Below are 19,409 nucleotides of genomic sequence, written 5' to 3'. Positions count from 1 at the left end.
TGGCGAAGTCGGTGCGTGGCAGGTCGGTACGGTGAAACGAAAAGGGCGCCCGGCTGGGCGCCCTTCAGCGGCGGTGGATGCGATGTTTCAGCGCACGCCGAGCAACTCGACTTCGAACACCAGCGTGGCGTTGGGCGGAATCACGCCACCGGCCCCGCGTGCTCCGTAGCCGAGCTCCGGCGGGATGGTGAGCTTGCGCTTGCCGCCGACCATCATGCCCTGGACGCCTTCGTCCCAGCCCGAGATGACGTAGCGCATGCCGAGCGGAAACTCGAAGGGGTCGTTGCGGTCCTTCGAGGAATCGAACTTGGTGCCATCGGTCAGCCAGCCGGTGTAATGCACCGTGACCGTCTTGCCTTTCTCGGCGAGGGTGCCGTTGCCGACTTCTAGCTCTTCGACGATCAGGCCGCTTGGGGTGGTGGTCTGACTCACTGGGATTCTCCTGTGTTGGGCCCGCGCCGCGGGCGTTTGGGCTGGCGCATGTTCGCGCCGGTGACTGTCGGATTCAGAAGGTTCCACGCTCGCGCGCGCTGCGTTCGCGTTCGATCTTGAGGATATAGCGCTGGATCATGCTCGCCGCATTGCCCGACAGCCCCATGAACTGGCAGCCTGCACGCAGCATGCGGATACCGTTCCGGCTGGTGATCTCGAATACGTTGCGCACCTGCAGCCGCGCGGTAATCACACCGAGGTCGGGCAGCATCAGCCGGCAGTCGTGGAATTCGACCTCCGGAGAAAACGTCAGGTCCTTTGGCGGAACCACGATCGCGATGCCACCACCGCTGATATCGACGACCCGGGCCTTGTAGGCGCTGATCGTCCCGGTTTCGTCGGGTACCGGGATCACGCATTCGAGCGCATGGGATACCGGTGCGATGAGACGATAGTAGTCGCGCCGCTGCAGCCGCAGCACCGAATCCGGGGCCGCGGTCCGGAACGCGGGAAAGCCTTCGAACTCGAAGGCGCGCAGCGGGCCTGTCGAGAACTGCACCTTGACCTTGTCCAGCAGCGCGGTGCAGGAAAGGGTGGATGCAACTGCTGCCTTTTCGCGGGCCTGTTCGTCGGCAGGAGGGTCGAGCACCAGGCTGCGGTCGCCCTCGTCGAAGGCAAGAACGGTGGAGAGAAAGAACGCCCTGGATCCGTCGGGATACGCGGTCACGATGCATCTTTTCTGCACCAGACCGCGCAGGATCGTGGCAACTTCGAGCCGATCTTCGAGCATGAATCGGGCATGATCGTCCGACTTGAGCAACTCGATCTGATATCCGTCGGTAGCTTGCGTCATGGGTGGCGTGGACTTCCTGAAGGGGGGATTCTAACCCGATACGCGATGGTAGCGCGGCGCGTGGGCGAGGGATGTTTCGTCAGGTATCCTCGCCGTATCGCTCTTTCCAAGCAGGATACGGGCCAGCTCGTCAGGTGCCAGGCGTCGCCGGTCGCGGGCGCAGGCTTTCGGGCAGCCCTTGTGGCACCGGTGCCGGTGCGGTGCCGCCCTGCTCGATGCGGTAGAGCCAGGCGAGCAATTCGGCAATGGCGACGTAGAGCTGCGGCGGAATGCGCGCATCGAGATCGACCTGCATGAGCAGCGATACCATCTCGGGCGATTCATGCACATAGACACCGGCTTCACGGGCGCGCTCGATGATCTGGCGGGCGATCAGGCCGTGGCCTTTGGCGACCACGCGCGGCGCGGCTTCGCCGGCGGTATAGGCAAGGGCAACCGCTTCGGCCCTGGCCGGGGTTTTGTCAGCTTTCGCCATCCGTGCCGGCCTCCGTTGCGAGTTCGACCGACATGCCCGTCATCGGCACCCTGGCCTCCGCCAGCGCCTCGGCCAGCGCAGCACGACCGCTGCGCAGCGGCTCGGCGGCGCTTTCGTCCGCCACGAAATGCAGGCTCACGCCTGCTTCGGTCAGATGCAGGCGCGCTTCGATCGAACCGAGCCGCGGCAGCGTCAGCCGCAGGCTGGAGCGCCAGCCAACCTGCTCGGGGTCGGCACCATCCCCTTGCGGGTTGCCGGCCGGATCGTCGATGTCCCACTCCACGCGCTGGCCGGGCCAGGCCATACCCTGCCAGGCGTAGTGGTTGGTTGCCAGCGCGTCGAGTTGTTGATGGACGACCGGCAGGAGACGTTCAGGGATCGCCGCCGCTTGTCGTTGCTGCGTGGGGGGCGGTGCCTCCGTGCGGGGGGTGTTGCTGGTGGCTACCGCTTCGTCGCTCGCGGCAATGACACCGGATGGCGGGGGCGCGTTTGCAGGGCGGGCGGCCGAATTTGCCGGTGACTGCGCCGCCGGCGGTGCAGCGCGCCCCTGTGGCTCCCGCATCAGGGTCGTGGCGTCGGTCTCGCCGGAGAGCCAGCGGGCCTGATGCGATTCATAGAACAACCCGCTCTCCGACAAGGCCTGCCTGAGTAGCGGCACCAGCGCCTGGCCAGCGGTGGGCGGCGCCTGTAGCAAGGGGCGATTGGCGGCCAGGCTGGCGGGTTGCGGCGTCGGCTGTCCGGTGAGCAGAAAGCTGATGAGCTTGCCGGTCTGGCTCAGGCTCGTGCTGGATGGTTCCGGTGTCGCCGAGGCGAGCGTCGCGATCACCGTGCCGGGTGTCGTGCGGGCCACCACCAGATTCAGTACGTCACCGGCCTTGGCGGTCGCGCCCCGCAGCGAAAGTGTGACCGGTTTGCCATCGACCTGGGCACGAAAGACGCCGTTGTCCCGGGCTTCCTGCAATGTCGCGATGATCTTCTGCCCGGGCTGGAATTCGGGCAGGTCACTGGCTACCGGCTTTACTGCGCTTGGCGCTCCGACCTCGGGCGGCTCCCGCGAGAAGAAGCTCGCCTCGGTCAGCATCCGCAGGCGCGATGTCAGATCGGCGGGAATCATGAAACTGCGCGTCCTTCAGTCATGAAGCCCCCCGCCCATGAGGCGTCAGGGCTTCATTGCCCCGTAAGCTGCACGCATCTCGCGGCCGCGCACGTTGGAAAACAGCAGTTTGCGAGTGCTGGCAAGCCAGGGTTCCACTTCGGCACGAATCGCCTTGTCGTCTTCGAGCATGCGGGCTATCAGCCGGGCCTTGCGCTGGCCTCCGGCCCCGTCGAGGTCGCCTGCCTGCCTACCTGCAGGTTCGAGCGCGGCAAGCCGGTCGCGTAGCCGGGCGTGCGCCTGCTGCAGTTCGGACAGGCGGGGCCAGTCGTTGCTCCTGGCGGCCTCGACCATGGCACTCGAGAGTTCCGCCATCGATTCCACGATCCCAAGACTGTTCATGGATTTCTCCTCAGGCCGCGCCGGCCGCCTTGCCATCGATCTGCGCCCATGCTTCGCGCAGCTCCCGCAGCAGTCCCACAACCTCGTCGAGCGCCGGCCGGCTGTTGTGCAGGTTGGCGTGAAGCAGCCGATCGGCCATGTAATCGTAAAGAGCCGCCAGGCGTTCCGAAAGTTCGCCGCCGGCCTCCATGTCGAGGCTGATCTTGAGTCCGTTGAGGATAATCTCTATCGCCTTCGAGATCGAATTACCCTTGGTCTGGATGTCCTTGCTGTCGAGTGCTACCGCGGCCGTGCCGATGGCAACCAGTGCACCGTCGAAAAGCATCAGAATGAGCTTGTGGGGATCGGCGGTGGATACGCCTGTCTCGGTTCCGACCTTTGCATAGGCCGCAGCGCGCCCCATCGATGTTCCGAACATGTCAGAAGGACTCCTTAGTTGCTGCTGCTCGAACCCGGCAGGTTCGCGAGTTGTTGGGTGAGGTAGTTGCTGGTCTGGGTGAATCCCGAGAGCAGCGTATCCAGCGCGGTGAATTGCGCCCGGTAGCGGGCTTCAATCCGGGTCAGCCGGGCAGTCAGTTGTTCGCGCTGGTTGTCGATCGACTTTATCGAACTGTTGATGCCATCGGTTCTGCCGGCAATCAGGCCTTCGGCGCCGATGAATCCGTCGATGCGTTCCGAAATGCGCGTCGCGAACCCGTCCACCGTGTCGGTGCCGGCAAAGAACGTACCGACGTCAAGGGTTGGATTGGAAAGTGCTTCGGTGAGCTTGCTGCTGTTGACCTCAAGCCCGCCGGTGGCAGTGAAGGAGACGCCTATATCCGACAGCCGCGCGGCACCGGCCAGGCCGGAGATCGCACCGCCTAGCATGTTGCGCAACTGCGATTGCATGGATCGTGCAGTGGCGTCGCCAGTGAGCGTCGAGGCCTGCTTGTTTTCCGCGTCATAGGCAGTGAGACTCTTTATCGTCGTGCTGAGGTCGTTGTAAGCCTTGACGAAGGCGTTGATGGCCGAAGTCGCACTGCTCTTGTCGTCGGCAACGGTAAGCGCATACGGGGTGCCGACATCCTCTTTGTTCAGGGTGAACGTGACGCCCTCGAGCACATCGGAGAGCGTGTTGGTCGAACGTGTCACGATGATGCCGTCTACATTGACCTGTGCGTCCTGGGCGCCGGCCAGGTTGTAGGTCGGGTCGGAGGACACGCCTGCAACCGTGGGGTCGACGCTGAGCCCCGTGGTGCCGCTGAGCTGGAATGCCTGCTCGGCGCCGGTCGCGTCACCCTTGATGACCAGCTGCTTGACGGTGCCGTTGTTCACGATCGAGGCGCTGATGCCGAGGTCGCCGTCGTTGATCGCGTCTCGAAACGCTTCGAGCGTGCCGCCGGCAAAGTTCAGGGTCTTGGGCGCCGCCGTTCCGGGCGTGAATATGCCACCATCCACCTTGCCGAAGGTGACGATCAGGTCTCCGGCTGCCGGCGCGAATTCGGTCGTTGCACTGGTGGCGGTACGTTGCTCCTTCGCAAGGGCCTGTACTTCGATCGAGTAATTCCCGGCGGATGCTTCACTGGTGGAGGTCGCGGAAAAAGGAGCCCCACCGGCAACCGTTGCCCGTGTCGCGGAAAATTTTGCCGCATCCTTGAGCGTGTTTGCCGCCGTCTGCAGCGTTGAAAGTGCCGACTTGAGCTGGCCGAATGCAGACAGCTTGGACTGGTAGCTGGCTTCCTTGGTAGCAAGGGCGGTAAGTGGGCGCTGCTCGACCGTCATCAACTGGCTGACGAGGCTGTTGACGTCCAGCCCTGAGCCGATGCCGCTTGCGGTGAGTCCTGCCATTGTGCTTCTCCCCGGTTCGGCTGCAAAAACTCCGGCAGCCAGTGTGTCGCGAGGCTTTTCAGGCCTCCTGCTTGACCAACAGGCCCTGCAGTTTGTCCAAGGCCTTGGAAATCGCGAGGATTTCTTCCGATGGAATCTGCTTGATCACTTCGTCGGTAGACGCGTCGACGATCTTGATCACGGTCTTGCCTGTGTCGCTGTCCAGAGAGAAAAGCAGGTTCTGTGCCACCGGCTTGAGCGCATTGCGTACATCGTTCAGCGCCTGGTTGATCTGCTGTTCGGAAGGTGGCGCTGCGGGGAGGCTTTGCTGAAGGGCGTCGACGCCTTGTACGTCTTTGGTCTCAGGAGTCTGGGCCCGCGCCACACCGTTGCTGGCCGTACGTGCTAAATCGGCGGTGGGGATCGGGGTCGATGGGATTGACTGTATGGCCATGATTCGTTCCCTCTTCTGGGCCTACGGCGCGAGGCCGTCAGGCCTCGCGCCGCTGTGTCCGTTTTGCGGAGCGCTGCTTAGCGGAGCAGGCTCAGCACGTTCTGCGGCAAGGCATTGGCCTGGGCCAGCATCGCGGTGCCGGCCTGCTGCAGAATCTGGCTGCGCGAGAGGTTCGCGGTTTCAGACGCGAAGTCGGCATCGGTGATTCGACCGCGGGCAGCCGACAGGTTTTCCGACGTTACCTGCAGACTCGAGACGACTGACTCGAAACGGGACTGCAGTGCGCCGAGGCTGGCACGGCTGCCGTTGATGGTCTGCAGTGCGCCGTCGATCGTCGAGATGGCAGTCTGGGCGCCGCTTGCGCTGGAAATATCCACCGCCGAGACTGAGTTCAGCGTCATGCTCTGGGCGCCGGCGGAAAGACCGGTCAGGGCCGCAGCGGTGGTGCCACCGATCGAGACCGCGGAACTGCCGCTCGAGAGCGTCAGCTTGCCTTTGGTAGTCGCGGCGGTGAGGCCGACGTCAGCCAGGGTGAATGAGCCTGCGCCGGCTGCAACCGTGACGTCGCGACCGTCGACTGCGTCGAGCTGGATGTTGCCGCTGACGATTGAGGCGGTCACCCCGGTCTGGTCACTGATGGCGTTGATCGCGTCCATGGCAGCCTGCTTGTCGGTTGCCAGGGTGCTGGTGGAGGTGATGCTTGCGGTATCGATACCGTTGATCTTGATCGAGCCGGTGCTCGCACCTGCAGTACCGGCAGCGCCGGCCACAGTCGTCGAAGCGGTAGCGGTAACGCCTGCGTTTGCCGAGTTGATCGCTTCGGCTTTTGCGTAGGCGGAGCTTGCCGATTGTCCGGCGCCGCCACCCGCAACGGATGCGCCAACCGATGTGGCCGCACCACCATCAACCGAGATGGTCACGTCGCCGGCAACAAATGCCGTTGCGTTTACCGCAGAGGCGCCGGTTACGGTATAGCCGCCGATCGCGGCGGATTTGGCACTGCCGATGCTGCCGACCGTCAGGGTCTGGCCTGCGTTCGCGCCGACCTGGAACGACTGGCTGGTGAAGGAGCCGTTGAGCAGCTTCACTCCGTTGAACGAGGAGTTGCTCGCAATCCGGTCGATTTCGCTTACCAGAGCGGTAACTTCTTTCTGCAGCGCTGCCCGGTCGGAGGCGCTGTTGGTGGCGTTGGCCGACTGAACCGACAGTTCGCGAACCCGTTGCAGGTTATTGGTAATCTGGACGAGGTCGCCTTCGGCCGTCTGCGCCAGCGAAATGCCGTCGTTTGCGTTGCGGGTCGCCTGATTCAGGCCCTTGATCTGCGATGTCATCCGCTCGGAGATAGCGAGGCCGGCTGCATCGTCCTTGGCGCTGTTGATCCGCAGGCCGGAGGAAAGGCGCTGCAGGGAAGTGGTCAGCGAGGACTGCGAGCTGTTCAGGTTACGTTGCGCGTTGAGGGAAGCAACGTTAGTATTAATCGTCTGTGCCATTTTTAATTCTCCTAGCGAGAGATCAGTTTCCGACAGCTGCGGCCCTTGAGTAGATTTGGCGATCCGCTTGGGCATTGATGTTGCAGCCGTTGAGATCATTTACGGAGAGGGGCGAAAAAACTTTAGAGCGAGGCACTTGCCTCGTTTTTCGCGTCGACGGGCGAATTTTTCGGGAATGCTGTTTGCGTAATTCCCGTCAGGACAGGCACCTTTGCGGGTGAGGGAGCAATGGCCTTGCTGGGTTTCGCCATGCGGGCAGTCGGCACACGCAAAAAATGTTTTTCGTTGACACGCTTTACAACGTAAATCATTCCGGTGTTCGCGTTGCGCTGTAATGGCGGCTCGTCCGCCCATGCGGTTTTCCAGGTCGAGGCGCTCGCGACCCGGGATGGCGGTCAGCGTTGCTCCCTCCCGATCCCGATGATTTCGGAAGGTGTCTTCTGCAAGCTGCAGGCAGGCAGGCGGGTGGACGGCTGCGGTAGCCGTGAGGGGCTGATCGAAACCTGACTGCGGCGGGTGGAGGTTCCGGGCGGAGGCCGGTCAGGAGCTTTCCTGCGACGAAGGCCAGGCCGGATTCAGAGAAGCGTGGCGAGCAATCCCGGGCTTGCAGCCATACGCCAGTTCGAGCGGAGCTCTTCCTCGGTCAGCGCGCCGTAGCCCCAGGTGGCTGCGATGAAAGGCAGCGCATTGCATTCCGCCGAGCTGCCGTCCTCCTCGCGGTCACCGATATAGACCGCCTCTTCGACCGGAATCTGCCGGTCGGTGAGCAGGCGGGCGATCATCTCGGCCTTGTCCCTGAGCCGTGGCTCGAACAGATCGAGCGCATAGACATTGTCGAACAGCCCGCTCCAGCCGAGGTGCTCGAGAATGAGTCTGGTTGGGTGGATGCGCTTGTTGGTGGCAATGTGCAGGTGCCGCCCCGATGCGGCGAGGGCCTTCAACATCACGGTCACGCCGTCATAGTCGCGGGTCTCGAGCAAGCCGGTGCTGTCGTAACTGGCCTTGAACGCGGAGGCGAGGCGCTCGATGGTCGCGCCATCGGTGCTGGCGCTGAGCATTTGCAGCGTCTCGATGAGCGGCGGGCCGATCACCGATGCGTCGATCGCCATTGCCGGTTGGATGCCGGTAGTGGCAAAGGCCTGGCGAAAACTGGACAGTATCGCCGGCGCGGAGTCGATCAATGTGCCGTCCAGATCGAAGATGACGTGCCGATAGCGTGACATGTTGGTAGTTGGGACGCAGGAGGCCTGCATTTTCATGCCATCGGCCGGGCGAGTCGAGCCCCTCGGCCTTTCAGGCGGTCAGGACGCGGTTCTTGCCGGCACGTTTTGCCGCATACATCGCACGATCGGCACGGTCGACCGCGACGTTGGCGGCTTCGTCGTCCATGAGTCGGGTCACGCCGGCACTGAAGGTGATGAGCAGGCGCTGATTGTTTGCCATGAAGTAGCGCTTGGTGAGCTCGCGCTGAAGACGCGTGAGCGTTGCGTTCGCGCTGTCGAGATCGGTGTCGGGCAGGACGATGAGAAATTCCTCGCCGCCGTAGCGGCCGACGCAATCCTGCGGGCGCAGGCTGCTGCGCACCACTTCAGCAAGGTGACGCAGCGCCTCGTCACCGGTCTTGTGGCCGAAGGTGTCGTTGAGATTCTTGAAATTGTCTACGTCGAGCAGGGCCAGCGACAGCGTCGTGCCACGTCTGCGCGCGCGGGCAATCTCGCGCTCAAGCGCCTCGTCGAGGCCCTTGCGATTGAGTGTCCCGGTGAGCGGGTCGTGGCGAACAAGTTCGCTGGCTGCGTCGAGGTCGCGCTGCAAACGACTGATTTCGCTGTTTGCACGGTCGACTTCGGTACGCAGTTCGCTTATTTCCTCGCGCGAGCGCAGGGTGCTTTCCTGCGTTGCACGGGTTTCGCGCATGATGTCTTCGACGACGTCGGAAAGCTCCTTGATGTCGTCTGCTTCGCTGATGCGCTTGGCGCAGAGTTCTAGCTTGTCGTGGTATTCGCCCGTTTCGGCGCCGAATGCGGCAAGGCGATCGACGAAACCCGCCAGCATGAGCTTGAGCCGTTGCTGGGCATCGGACAGTTCGCGCTTGAGATGGCTTTGCTTTTCGATCACGTCGCGCAGCCGGCGCTCCACCGCATCGAGTGCACGAATGTCGAGCGGGCCCGCAAAAGCGTCGCGAATGACGCTGAGCTGCCCATGCAGCCAGCGGTCGTCCTGGACCAGATCGCTGATGTTCTGAAGGACCAGTTGCAACAGGCTGACGAGCCCGTGCCGAACCGCGCGCTGGTCTTCGCCAACCCACTCGAGCCGCAAGGTGAGCGCTTCGAGCCGACGGCGTGTTTCTTCGCTCTGCAGCTTGGTGGGCTCCTTGCGGACGGCATCGGCAAGCTGGTGCACTTCGGCGACGAGCTCGGGCAACTCGACTATCAGTGGTTCGACCCCCGCCTCGAGCACGCGAGCCAGCAGCGCTGCGAGCGGTACGCGGGGGTCCGGTTCGTCGCCGGTCGGCGCGGGGGCGTCTGCCGCGGAGACGATCGGGAGTGCCGCGGCGCTCGCCTCGAAGTCGCCGTTGCGCTGTGTCGCCCAGCTCTTGAGCAGACCACTGAGCCGCTGGAACATCAGCGAATTGTCGGACGATGCCGAAAGAACGTGCATCAGCGCTTCACGCTTGCGCGCAACGGTGAGTCCGGCGTGAGGGCGCTCGAATTCGACGAACAGATCGCGCAACAACGGGGCGAGTTCGGGCTGGTCGGAGGCGGAGGCGCTGGCCATCGAAAGAATGGCCTGGCGCAGCAAGGCCCAGTCCGACTGGGCTACGGCATGTTCGAATGCGCGGGCGAGGCGAGCAGCCTCAGGGCCGGTGCGTGGCAGCGCAACTGCAACAGCCTTGAGCCCGCGCACCGGAAATCGCTCGTCGACGGGCGAACCGGAGATCTCGTGGTACAACATCTCGAAATTGTCCGGGGTCGGCGCGATCCTGCGCATCGCGAGGCGGCGCAGGGCTTCCCGGGCGATTTCGGAAGGACTCTGTCTGGTGTCGTCCGTCATGATGCGCTGTCAGATTGTGGTAAGCCGTTGTTACGACAAGCGAGCGGGGAACTTGAGCGGCATCTTATTCCACCAGCCCGTGTTTCAGGCCGTAGTGGGTGAGCTCGGCGTTGTTGCTCAGTCGCATTTTCTCGAGCAGGCGGGCGCGATAGACACTGACCGTCTTCACCGAGAGGTTGAGTTCCTCGGCAATCTGGGTCGGCGTGCGGCCGGAGGCGATCAGGCAGAGAGTCTGATACTCGCGATCGGAGAGCTTTTCGTGCGGCGGGCGATCGGAGTCGTCGGTGATGGCGTTGGCGAGCTCTTCGGCCAGCGACGCCGAGACGTATTTCTTGCCGCTTGCCACCTGGCGTATCGCGGTGACGAGTTGCTCCGGGGCGCTCTGCTTGTTCAGATAACCCGCCGCGCCTGCCTTGAGGGCGCGGATCGCATATTGTTCCTCGGGATACATGCTGAGCATCAGCACCGGCATGCGGGGGTATTCCTTGCGGATCATCTTGAGCGCGTCGATGCCGTTGCGGTCGGGCATCGACACGTCCATCAGGACCACGTCGAAATGACTCTGGCGAACCTGCTGCAGTGCCTCGACGCCGTTTGCCGCTTCGCCCGCCACCTCAAGGTCGGCGGTGTCGGAGAGTATCTGACGCAGTCCCTGCCGCACGATCGCGTGATCGTCGGCAATCAGGACGCGAATCTGCTTGCTCATGGTCTGACCTCGGACTGTGTATTTGTCTTGTGCTGTTGATCACCGAGCGGCAGCCGCAGCTGCAGGTGCGTCCCGCGCTTGCCCGCGCTGTCGAGCGAGAGCGTTCCGCCCAGGCTTGCTATGCGCTCCCGAATGCCGCGCAGGCCAAAGGATTTCGGCTTGTTGAGATCCTTCGGGGCGATGCCCTTGCCGTCGTCGCTGATCTCCAGCAAGAGCTCGTCGCCTTCCTGCATCAGGCGGACGTCCACCCTGCTTGCACCGGCGTGCTTGCTGATATTCGTCAGCGCCTCCTGGAAGATCCTGAATACCGCGATCGAGGTCTCGTCCGGCAATTCGATGTCGTAGTCGGAGCAGAGCACTTCGCAGGGGGTGCCGGTCCGCCCCGAGAAATCCTCCGCCTGACCTTCGATTGCGGCCGCGAGGCCGAAATCGCGCAGGATGCCGGGGCGCAGTTCGCGGGTCACCCTGCTGACCGTGGCGATGGCCTCGTCGACCAGCGCGCTGATCGATTTCACTCGCGCCTCGATGCCCTCGCGCGGACCGTCGAGCCGGCTCGCCAGCAGGGCGGTTTCGAACTTCATGGCGACGAGATCTCCGCCGAGAACGTCGTGGACATCGCGGGCGATCCGCTCCCGTTCTTCCTCCTTGACGTGTTGCAGGTGGTTCGAGAGCGCGGCGAGTTGGCGTTGGGATGCGCGCAGTTCTTCCTCCACCCGCTTGCTGTGGGTGATGTTCCACATCACCCCCTCCCACACGGGCCTGCCGTTTTCCTGGGTACGCAGCGACGCCCGCAGGTTGATCCACTTGATGTCCTGCTGGGGTGTGACGATGCGGCCTTCCCAGTTGAGCTTCACCCCCTCCCGCGCCGATTCTTCGACCGCCGCGGTGAAGCCGCCGCGGTCCGTATCCAGCAGCAGCGACGAGAACCGCTTGGCATCGGCCATCAGTGCCTCGGGGCCAAGGCCCAACAGCATTTCGCAAGCGTCGCTCGCGTAGGTGAAGCGCAGGCCGCACTCCGGGCATCGCCGCATCTGGAAAATGACACCCGGGGTACTCGCCGCCAGCGAACGCAGTCGGGCTTCGCTCTCCTGCAGCGTGGCAAGCGCCTGGCGGCGCTCGCGACGGTTGCGCGCTTCGCGCAGTTCGCGTTCGATCGCCGGCAGAAGGCGTTCGAGATTGTTCTTGTTCAGATAATCGTGCGCGCCGGCACGCATTGCGGAAATTGCGGTGTCTTCGTCGATATGGCCCGAGGCGATGATGAACGGCACGTCGAGGCCGCGTGCCTTGATGATGTCGAGGGCCGCCAGCGCGTCGAAACCGGGCATGCTGTGATCGGAGATGATCAGGTCCCACTCGCGTTGATCGAGCGCGCTGCGCATCGTCGCGGCGGTGAAGACCCGCTCGCTGTCGACCCTGTAACCGGCAACCTTGAATCGCCGCAACAGTAGCAAGGCGTCATCCTCGTTGTCCTCGATCATGAGGATGGCGAGCGAATCGGGCTGGTCGGCGGGGCGCGCTTGGGACATGTCGTCTGCGTGATGACTGGGGCGACCGAATTATGCCGTTGCAACGCGACCTCTCCAAGTCAATGGACTCGGTCGGTTGATATCGCGGCGCGCGGATTCGGCTATAATCTGCGCGCTTCGCGAGTCCGGCGCTTGTTTCGGACGGGCTTGCGGCAAGCGGCAGACCCGTCTGCCGGCGCCCTTGTAGCTCAGTTGGTAGAGCAGCGCACTTGTAATGCGAAGGTCGGGGGTTCGACTCCTCTCGGGGGCACCATGAACAACGCAAAGGCCCGATCCACCGGATCGGGCCTTTGTTTTTCGCATGCGTCCAGCCGGCGTGTCCGGCTGATTTCAATCCGCGTCTCGTCGAAACGGAACCGCCCGATGACTTCAACTGCCCCGATCATTCTGCCGACCGTCGAGTTGTCGACGACCGAACAACCCACCCATGCGGTGATCTGGCTCCATGGTCTGGGTGCCGACGGACACGACTTCGAGCCGGTGGTGGAAGCCTTCAACGTGGATCGTTTCCCACCAACCCGTTTTGTCTTTCCGCATGCGCCGATGCGTCCCGTGACGATCAACGGTGGCTACGTGATGCGAGCCTGGTACGACATCGTCTCGCTCGATTTCTCCGCTCGTCGGGAAGATCCTGCCGGGGTGCTGGAGTCCGCCGCACAGCTGGAGGCGTTGATCGAGCGGGAGAACGCGCGCGGCATTCCCGACGAGCGCATCGTGCTGGCGGGCTTTTCCCAGGGCGGGGCGATCGCGCTGCACACGGCCTTGCGCCATCCCCGGCGCCTGGCGGGCATCCTCGCCCTGTCCACTTACGTTCCGCTTGCCGATTCACTCGCGGGGGAGGCCCACGAGGCCAACCGGACGACACCGATCTTCATGGCCCACGGGCATGGTGACACGGTGATTCCCTACGATTTCGCCGAGCGTTCGGGGCGGCTCCTGGCGGAGCTTGGTTACCCGATCGACTGGCATCCCTATTTCACCGAGCATTCCATCGCGATGGAAGAGCTGCGTGATATCGAATCGTGGCTGGCGATGGTGCTCACGGCCTGAGGCGTTTCAGCTTCCGTCCGGCGCGCCGAGCGCATGGGCTGCCAGCATGTCCGCCAGAAATGTGTCCCGTAGCAGACTGGGCTGGACATCGCGGTGGGTGATGGCGGCAAAGGGAATGCTTACCTGCAGTCGGTCGGCTAGAAGCGTGTGCATCTGCCCGCTTTCAACCCAGCGATTGGCGAAGTGGTCGGGCATGAAGCCGATGAATTTTCCGCTGAGGATCAGTGTTGCCACGCCCTCCATCTTGTTGGTGCGGGCGGCTGGCGTCTTGTTCGGAAAGAATTCCTGAAAGGTTTCGTTGAGGGTGTAGCCCGGCACCACGAAATCCTGGGCACGCACCAGCTCGAGATCGGGCGGCGTCGTTTGCCGTGCGAGCGGGTGAGACGCACTGCAGTAGAGGAACAGCGTCTCTTCATAAAGCGGGTGGTAGTTCAGCGCCGGCAGCCGGCGGTGCAGGGGTACTACGCCGACCTGCGTGCGCCGTTCGATGACCTCTCGCTCGATTTCGTTCGGCGAAGCAACCGTCAGCGCGATCTTCACATCCGGGCCGCGTTCGCGGAAGCGGGCGAGCGCGTCACCGACGCGGGAGCGCGCATCGGTGACGATGTCGTCGGTGAGGCTCAGTGTCAGGGTGCCGACGAGGCGGCCGTGGGCGGCATTGATGGTGTCCCGAAAGTGTTCCAGATCCGCCAGCAGGCGAAGAGCCGCGTCGTACACCAGGCGCCCGTGGTCGGTCAGTGCGAAGCCCGAGCGCCCGCGCGCGCAGAGGCGCAGATCCAGACGCGTCTCGAGATCTTTCATGTAGCGGCTGATCGCCGAGCGACCGATGTTGAGCTCGACTTCGGCGGCGGAAAAGCCACCGCACTCCACAACTGTACGAAAGACTCGCAGCAGGTGGATGTCCATGTCGCTGACGCAGCCGTAGAGGCTCTTCTGCTTCTTCATGAATGTTTCCGGTTTTGTTACGTGTGAGTTCCTGAATACACATTTACGCTGCCTTTCTCCGTCGCCGATATTTACGTCGAGGCTTTGCCTTGGGTCAAGCGTGAAAAACCGGTCCATCCGGTCCGGAAATCGAACAACGGAGATGCGAAATGTCTGAAAAGGAAATCGTCTATAAACCCCTGCCATCCGAAAAAATCCCGCGTTATGCGGGAATTTCGACGTTCATGCGTCTGCCATGCATGGAGGTGGCGGAAGCGATCGGCGCCGATATCGGCTTGATCGGCGTGCCCTGGGACGGCGGCACCACCAATCGCCCCGGCGCGCGACATGGCCCCCGCCAGGTGAGGGAAATGTCCGCGCTGATGCGCAATTACCATCCGGCGCTCGAACTGAGCCCGTACGCGTTGGCCAACTGCGTCGATCTCGGCGACGCCCCGGTGAATCCGATCTGTGTGGACACCACCTTGAAGATGATCGAGGGGTTTTATCGCGATGTGGTCAAGCGCGGCGTCGCCCCGCTCTCGGCGGGCGGTGATCACCTCGTGAGCCTACCCATCATGCGCGCCCTGGCGGAAAGGCACGGGCCGCTGGGCATGGTTCACTTCGACGCCCATACAGACACCTGGGATACGTATTTCGGCGACTTCAAATACACCCATGGCACGCCTTTCCGGCGGGCCATCGAGGAAGGCGTGCTCGATCCCCGACGTACCGTCCAGATCGGCATCCGCGGCGGCGTATACGACGCGGACGACGGCGCATGGGGACTCGAGCAGGGCATCCGCGTGATCACCATCGAGGAATACAACGATCTTGGCCCGCAGGCCGTCATTGAGGAGGCGCGCCGGGTGGTCGGTACGCGCCCGACCTACGTGAGCTTCGACGTGGATGCGCTGGATCCGGTCTATGCGCCGGGTACCGGAACACCGGAGATCGGCGGGCTGACGACCTTCGACGCGCAGAAGATGCTGCGTTGTCTGCGTGGCCTGAACGTGATCGGCGGCGATGTGGTTGAGGTTTCTCCGCCTTTTGACCCAAGCGGCAATACAGCGCTCGTCGGCGCGACCCTGATGTTCGAGATCCTGTGCGTGATGGCCGACGCGATTGCAGGAAAACGCCAATGAACAAGGACTGACTGGTGCCCGGAATGCGGGCATCCAGAAAACAAGAAATATCAGGAGACAAAACAATGAATATCGATGTCGTAGTGATCCTCGGCTATCTCGCGCTGATGATCGTGTGCGGTCTGTTTGCGATGAAGCGTCTGTCCAGTACCGCGGACTATCTGGTGGCGGATCGCAATCTGCCGTACTGGGTCTATTTCCCTTGCCTGTCCACGGTCATCCTGGGCGGTGGTTCCACCTTCGGTTCGGCTTCGCAGAGTTTTCAGCACGGCATGTCGGGGGCCTGGATCACCTTGATGTTCGGCCTCGGCGTGGTCACCGTCGGCTTGGGGTTTGCGGGGCGCCTGTCACGCCTGCGGGTATTCACGCTGAGCGAAATGCTCGAGCGGCGTTACGCGCACGGCACCCGCTTCCTGCGCGCGGTGGTGGCGTGCATCTACGCCGCCCTGATCTCGGTGGTGCAGATCGTCGCACTCGGTGCCGTGCTCAAGGCCCTGCTCGGATGGGACCTTACCGTGAGCATCCTGGTGGGCGGATTCGTCACCGTGGCCTACACCCTGGTGGGCGGCATGCTCGCGATCACCATCACCGACCTTATCCAGTTCGTGTTGATGACCATCGGCATCGCCATCCTGATCCCCTTCGGGATCGACGCGGCTGGTGGAATGGCGGCGATCAGTGCGGCCGTGCCGCCGGAGTTCTTCACGCTCACCAACATCAGCGGCACGCGCCTGCTCGGACTGTTCATGTCGCTCTACCTGGGCATCATGATCGGCCAGGATATCTGGCAGCGCATTTTCACCGCACGCAATGAGCGCGTGGCGGCGGTCGGCTCGATCTCGGCGGGGATCTATTCGATCGGCTGGGGGGCGGCGATGGGCGTGTGCGGGATTCTTGCCTATGTCTTGCTGCCCGGCCTGGAGTCTCCGCAGGACGCGCTTCCCGCGCTGGTGGTGAAGGTGATGCCCGCCGGATTGAGCGGCATCGTTCTGGCGGCGCTGATGTCTGCATTGATGTCCACCGTGAGCTCCACCATCCTGGCCTCCGCGACCCTGGTGACCAACGACCTGCTCAAACCGGCGCTGGGCTTCGACGAGGGGCGGGAGCTTGCGGTATCGCGCTGGGTGACGGCGGGTGTGAGCGTGTGCGTGATCGTCCTGGCTGTGTTCGTCGGCGACGTCTTCGTGGCGCTCGATACGGCCTACGCATATCTGTCCGGCCGCCTCTTCGTGCCGATCATGGCCGCGCTCTTCTGGCGCAAGGCGACATGGCAGGGCGCGCTGGCGGCGATTCTCGTCGGTGCCACAGTGGTCACGGCGGCACTCCTCCACTACGGCTCCGCGGCCGCCGAACCGGTCATCTTCGGCATCCTCTCGAGTGCGGTTGCGATGGGCCTGGTGAGCGTGTTGGTCGGCGGACCGCGGGCGGATGATCTCTCCGCCTGGAACGAGGTCGCGTCCGAAGAGGTCGTCTGAAACAGACCCGTCCGCGCCCGCCGCTTGTGTCCTTTCAGGCGGCGGCGTGGTACGGGTGGGCCCTGTCGAGTACAGCGAAACGGCCTTTTCCCTTCTCCGGCAGCATCTCGTTTTCCGCCTTGCGCATTTGCCGCGGCTCAACGGCCGCGGATGCTGCCCGGCGAAGTGCCCGTCCAGGCCTTGAACGCACGAGCGAAGCTCTTTTCGTTACGGAAACCGACCTCGGCCGCAATCTGCTTGAGCGGGCGGGCGCTGCGCTGTAGCAGGTGCAGGGCGCGGTCCCGGCGTGCTTCATCCTTGAGGCTTTGCAGCGAGGCGCCTTCTTCCTGAAGCTGGCGGTGCAGGGTGCGCGCCGACACGTGCAACTGCGCCGCCACGTCTTCCGCGGTACTGGCCGCTTCGGGACGGGCGCGCAACAGTTGCCGCACCCGCTCCACCAGCAGCCGGTCGCGCCGGTACTGCAGCACGGTGAGCGGCAGCGCCCGCTGCAGCATGCGGTCCAGCGCGTCCTCGTCGCGGCGCAGCGGCAGGGCGAGATAGCGCGCATCGAAGCTCACTCCCGCGCGGGTCGCATCGAAGCGGATCGGCCCGGCGAACATCAGCGGATACACATCGGCGTGGGGCGGCTCGGGGAAGGGGAATCGCGCCTCGGTCAGGCCGATGCGCGAATCCACCGCCCAACAGGCGTAGCCCAGGCTCATGCGCAGGATCGACACCAGGCAGAATTCGTGCAGTTCGCCGAGCGGCCGGTGGATGGTGATGTCGAGGCTGGCCAGGCCGTCCGCTTCGGCAAGGCTCAGCACGATGTCGCGCGTCAGCAGGCCGTGGTGGCGGCACCAGCGCTTGAGTGCCGTGCCCAGGTCGGGCGCGGTGATCGAGGCGCGGCACAGCATGCCGTAGCTGCCCCACGGCAGCCTGCGCGAGAACCACGCCAGTGCTTCGTCGTCGAGGTCGTGCATGCTGACCCCCGACATGATCTCCATCTGCGCCGCGGTGACCCGCGCGGTGGGGTCTTCCAGGGCATCCGGCGGAATCCTTGCCTGCGCCAGCGCATTGGCAGGATCGGACCCGTAGCGGCGGTGCGCAAGGACGATTGCGCGGATGAAGGCGATCGGTGTGGCCGCCGGGCCGAGGGTCGGGTCGCGAAGCGTCGCGGGGTGCACATACATGGTGGGGCGATGATAGTGGAGGTGGCGCTATTTGCAACCATCTTGGCAGGCTGCTGGCCGCGCGGGCGGTTAGCTTCTACCCTTGCATCTGTGGCCCCGCGTGAGGGCCATCCACGATTCGAATTCCGGAGGAGACCCGTTCATGAACATTCCCAGCCTCGACTTCCACCTGGGCGAAACCATCGAGATGCTGCGCGACACCGTGCAGTCCTTTGCCGCCGACGAGATCGCGCCGCGTGCCGCCGAGGTCGACCAGAAGAACGAGTTCCCCGCCGACCTGTGGAAGAAGCTGGGCGATCTGGGCCTGCATGGCATGACCGTGGAAGAGGAATACGGCGGCACCAGCATGGGCTACCTCGCCCACATCATCGCGCTGGAAGAAGTCTCGCGCGCCTCCGCCTCGGTGGGCCTCTCCTACGGCGCGCACTCCAACCTGTGCGTAAACCAGATCCGTCGCAACGGCAATGCCGCCCAGAAGGCCAAGTACCTGCCCAAGCTGGTGTCCGGCGAGCATGTGGGCGCGCTTGCCATGAGCGAGCCGAACGCCGGCTCCGACGTGGTCAGCATGAAGCTGCGCGCCGACCGCAAGGGCGACCGCTTCGTGCTCAATGGCTCCAAGATGTGGATCACCAACGGCGGCGATGCCGACACCCTGGTGGTCTACGCCAAGACCGACATCAACGCCGGTCCCAAGGGCATGACCGCCTTCATCATCGAAAAGGGCATGAAGGGCTTCAGCCACGGCAGCCACCTCGACAAGCTCGGCATGCGCGGCTCGAATACCTTCCCGCTGTTCTTCGACGATGTCGAAGTGCCGGAGGAGAACGTGCTCGGGCAGGTGGGCGGCGGCGTCAAGGTGCTCATGAGCGGCCTCGACTACGAGCGCGCGGTGCTGTGCGGCGGCCCGCTCGGCATCATGGCGGCCTGCATGGACGTGGTGGTGCCCTATCTGCACGAGCGCAAGCAGTTCGGCCAGAGCATCGGCGAATTCCAGCTCATGCAGGGCAAGGTGGCAGACATGTACTCCACCTGGATGGCGACCCGCGCCTACGTCTATGCGCTCGGTCAGGCCTGCGACCGCACCGACCATGCCCGCACCCTGCGCAAGGATGCCGCCGGCGCCATTCTCTACTCCGCCGAGAAAGCCACCTGGATGGCCGGCGAAGCCATCCAGACCCTCGGCGGCGTGGGCTACACCAACGAATACCCGGTGGGCCGCCTGTGGCGTGACGCCAAGCTGTATGAAATCGGCGCCGGCACCAGCGAGATCCGCCGCATGCTGATCGGCCGCGAGCTGTTCTCCGAAACCCTGTAAGTCGCCTCGCGGCTTGTGCCACTGACGGGCGGCTTCCCTTGCG

General features: G+C 63.9%; 19 protein-coding genes and 1 tRNA gene. 5 read left to right on the top strand and 15 right to left on the bottom strand.

Annotated elements, in window-relative coordinates:
* Positions 1-87: 87 nt before the first annotated feature.
* The 13 genes from GQB03_RS07585 to GQB03_RS07525 all read right to left on the bottom strand — a co-directional run bounded on the left by GQB03_RS07585 (position 88) and on the right by GQB03_RS07525 (position 12,288).
* Positions 88-432: an FKBP-type peptidyl-prolyl cis-trans isomerase gene (locus tag GQB03_RS07585; protein WP_159686866.1), complete on the bottom strand. Its 345-nt coding sequence runs from the start codon at positions 430-432 to the stop codon at positions 88-90.
* Positions 433-505: 73 nt separating this feature from the next.
* Positions 506-1,285: a flagellar brake protein gene (locus GQB03_RS07580; protein ID WP_159686864.1), complete on the bottom strand. Its 780-nt coding sequence runs from the start codon at positions 1,283-1,285 to the stop codon at positions 506-508.
* Between the two features lie 130 nt (positions 1,286-1,415).
* A complete protein-coding gene (locus GQB03_RS07575) occupies positions 1,416-1,760 on the bottom strand; it encodes an EscU/YscU/HrcU family type III secretion system export apparatus switch protein (RefSeq protein WP_159686860.1) in 345 nt (114 codons plus the stop codon).
* Complete coding sequence (gene fliK / locus GQB03_RS07570; RefSeq protein WP_159686857.1) at positions 1,747-2,874, bottom strand: flagellar hook-length control protein FliK; 1,128 nt, start codon at positions 2,872-2,874, stop codon at positions 1,747-1,749. Before fliK ends, GQB03_RS07575 begins: the two co-directional genes overlap by 14 nt.
* 45 nt (positions 2,875-2,919) lie before the next feature.
* A complete protein-coding gene (locus GQB03_RS07565; protein ID WP_159686854.1) occupies positions 2,920-3,255 on the bottom strand; it encodes a flagellar protein FliT in 336 nt (111 codons plus the stop codon).
* 10 nt (positions 3,256-3,265) lie between these two features.
* Positions 3,266-3,673: a flagellar export chaperone FliS gene (fliS, locus tag GQB03_RS07560; protein ID WP_159686851.1), complete on the bottom strand. Its 408-nt coding sequence runs from the start codon at positions 3,671-3,673 to the stop codon at positions 3,266-3,268.
* 14 nt (positions 3,674-3,687) lie between these two features.
* Positions 3,688-5,082, bottom strand: coding sequence for a flagellar filament capping protein FliD (fliD, locus tag GQB03_RS07555; protein WP_159686847.1), 1,395 nt, complete (start codon positions 5,080-5,082; stop codon positions 3,688-3,690).
* A gap of 58 nt (positions 5,083-5,140) precedes the next feature.
* Positions 5,141-5,515: a flagellar protein FlaG gene (locus GQB03_RS07550; RefSeq protein ID WP_159686843.1), complete on the bottom strand. Its 375-nt coding sequence runs from the start codon at positions 5,513-5,515 to the stop codon at positions 5,141-5,143.
* 77 nt (positions 5,516-5,592) lie between these two features.
* A complete protein-coding gene (locus tag GQB03_RS07545; protein ID WP_159686838.1) occupies positions 5,593-7,005 on the bottom strand; it encodes a flagellin N-terminal helical domain-containing protein in 1,413 nt (470 codons plus the stop codon).
* Between the two features lie 575 nt (positions 7,006-7,580).
* The gene (locus GQB03_RS07540) at positions 7,581-8,228 is read right to left on the bottom strand and encodes an HAD family hydrolase (RefSeq protein ID WP_159686834.1); all 648 of its coding nucleotides are present in this window, start codon (positions 8,226-8,228) and stop codon (positions 7,581-7,583) included.
* A 70-nt stretch (positions 8,229-8,298) separates the two neighbouring features.
* Positions 8,299-10,056, bottom strand: a complete 1,758-nt coding sequence (locus GQB03_RS07535; RefSeq protein ID WP_159686831.1) for a GGDEF domain-containing protein — start codon at positions 10,054-10,056, stop codon at positions 8,299-8,301.
* A 64-nt stretch (positions 10,057-10,120) separates the two neighbouring features.
* A complete protein-coding gene (locus tag GQB03_RS07530) occupies positions 10,121-10,762 on the bottom strand; it encodes a response regulator (protein ID WP_159686826.1) in 642 nt (213 codons plus the stop codon).
* Positions 10,759-12,288 (bottom strand): hybrid sensor histidine kinase/response regulator, encoded by a 1,530-nt coding sequence (locus GQB03_RS07525; protein WP_159686823.1) that lies wholly within the window; start codon positions 12,286-12,288, stop codon positions 10,759-10,761. The genes GQB03_RS07530 and GQB03_RS07525 overlap by 4 nt, the downstream gene beginning before the upstream one ends.
* Positions 12,289-12,465: 177 nt before the next feature.
* On the opposite strand from GQB03_RS07525, the gene GQB03_RS07520 reads away from it, so the two are divergent.
* A tRNA-Thr gene (locus GQB03_RS07520) sits at positions 12,466-12,541 on the top strand.
* 110 nt (positions 12,542-12,651) lie between these two features.
* Complete coding sequence (locus tag GQB03_RS07515) at positions 12,652-13,338, top strand: alpha/beta hydrolase (RefSeq protein WP_159686819.1); 687 nt, start codon at positions 12,652-12,654, stop codon at positions 13,336-13,338.
* 6 nt (positions 13,339-13,344) lie between these two features.
* On the opposite strand, the gene GQB03_RS07510 is transcribed toward GQB03_RS07515, so the two are convergent.
* The gene (locus GQB03_RS07510) at positions 13,345-14,283 is read right to left on the bottom strand and encodes a LysR family transcriptional regulator (RefSeq protein WP_159686815.1); all 939 of its coding nucleotides are present in this window, start codon (positions 14,281-14,283) and stop codon (positions 13,345-13,347) included.
* A 149-nt stretch (positions 14,284-14,432) separates the two neighbouring features.
* On the opposite strand from GQB03_RS07510, the gene speB reads away from it, so the two are divergent.
* Together speB and GQB03_RS07500 are read left to right on the top strand one after the other, a co-directional pair.
* Positions 14,433-15,407, top strand: coding sequence for an agmatinase (speB, locus tag GQB03_RS07505; protein WP_159686810.1), 975 nt, complete (start codon positions 14,433-14,435; stop codon positions 15,405-15,407).
* Positions 15,408-15,472: 65 nt separating this feature from the next.
* Positions 15,473-16,882, top strand: coding sequence for a sodium:solute symporter family transporter (locus tag GQB03_RS07500; RefSeq protein WP_159686807.1), 1,410 nt, complete (start codon positions 15,473-15,475; stop codon positions 16,880-16,882).
* A gap of 137 nt (positions 16,883-17,019) precedes the next feature.
* On the opposite strand, the gene GQB03_RS07495 is transcribed toward GQB03_RS07500, so the two are convergent.
* Complete coding sequence (locus tag GQB03_RS07495) at positions 17,020-18,051, bottom strand: AraC family transcriptional regulator (RefSeq protein ID WP_159686803.1); 1,032 nt, start codon at positions 18,049-18,051, stop codon at positions 17,020-17,022.
* Between the two features lie 142 nt (positions 18,052-18,193).
* Between GQB03_RS07495 and GQB03_RS07490 the strand changes: the two genes are divergently transcribed.
* Positions 18,194-19,366, top strand: a complete 1,173-nt coding sequence (locus GQB03_RS07490) for an isovaleryl-CoA dehydrogenase (RefSeq protein WP_159686800.1) — start codon at positions 18,194-18,196, stop codon at positions 19,364-19,366.
* Positions 19,367-19,409: the final 43 nt, after the last annotated feature.

It is taken from the genome of Cognatazoarcus halotolerans, from assembly GCF_009800965.1.
GTDB lineage: Bacteria > Pseudomonadota > Gammaproteobacteria > Burkholderiales > Rhodocyclaceae > Cognatazoarcus > Cognatazoarcus halotolerans.
This window is presented reverse-complemented; position numbering and strand designations above follow the sequence as displayed.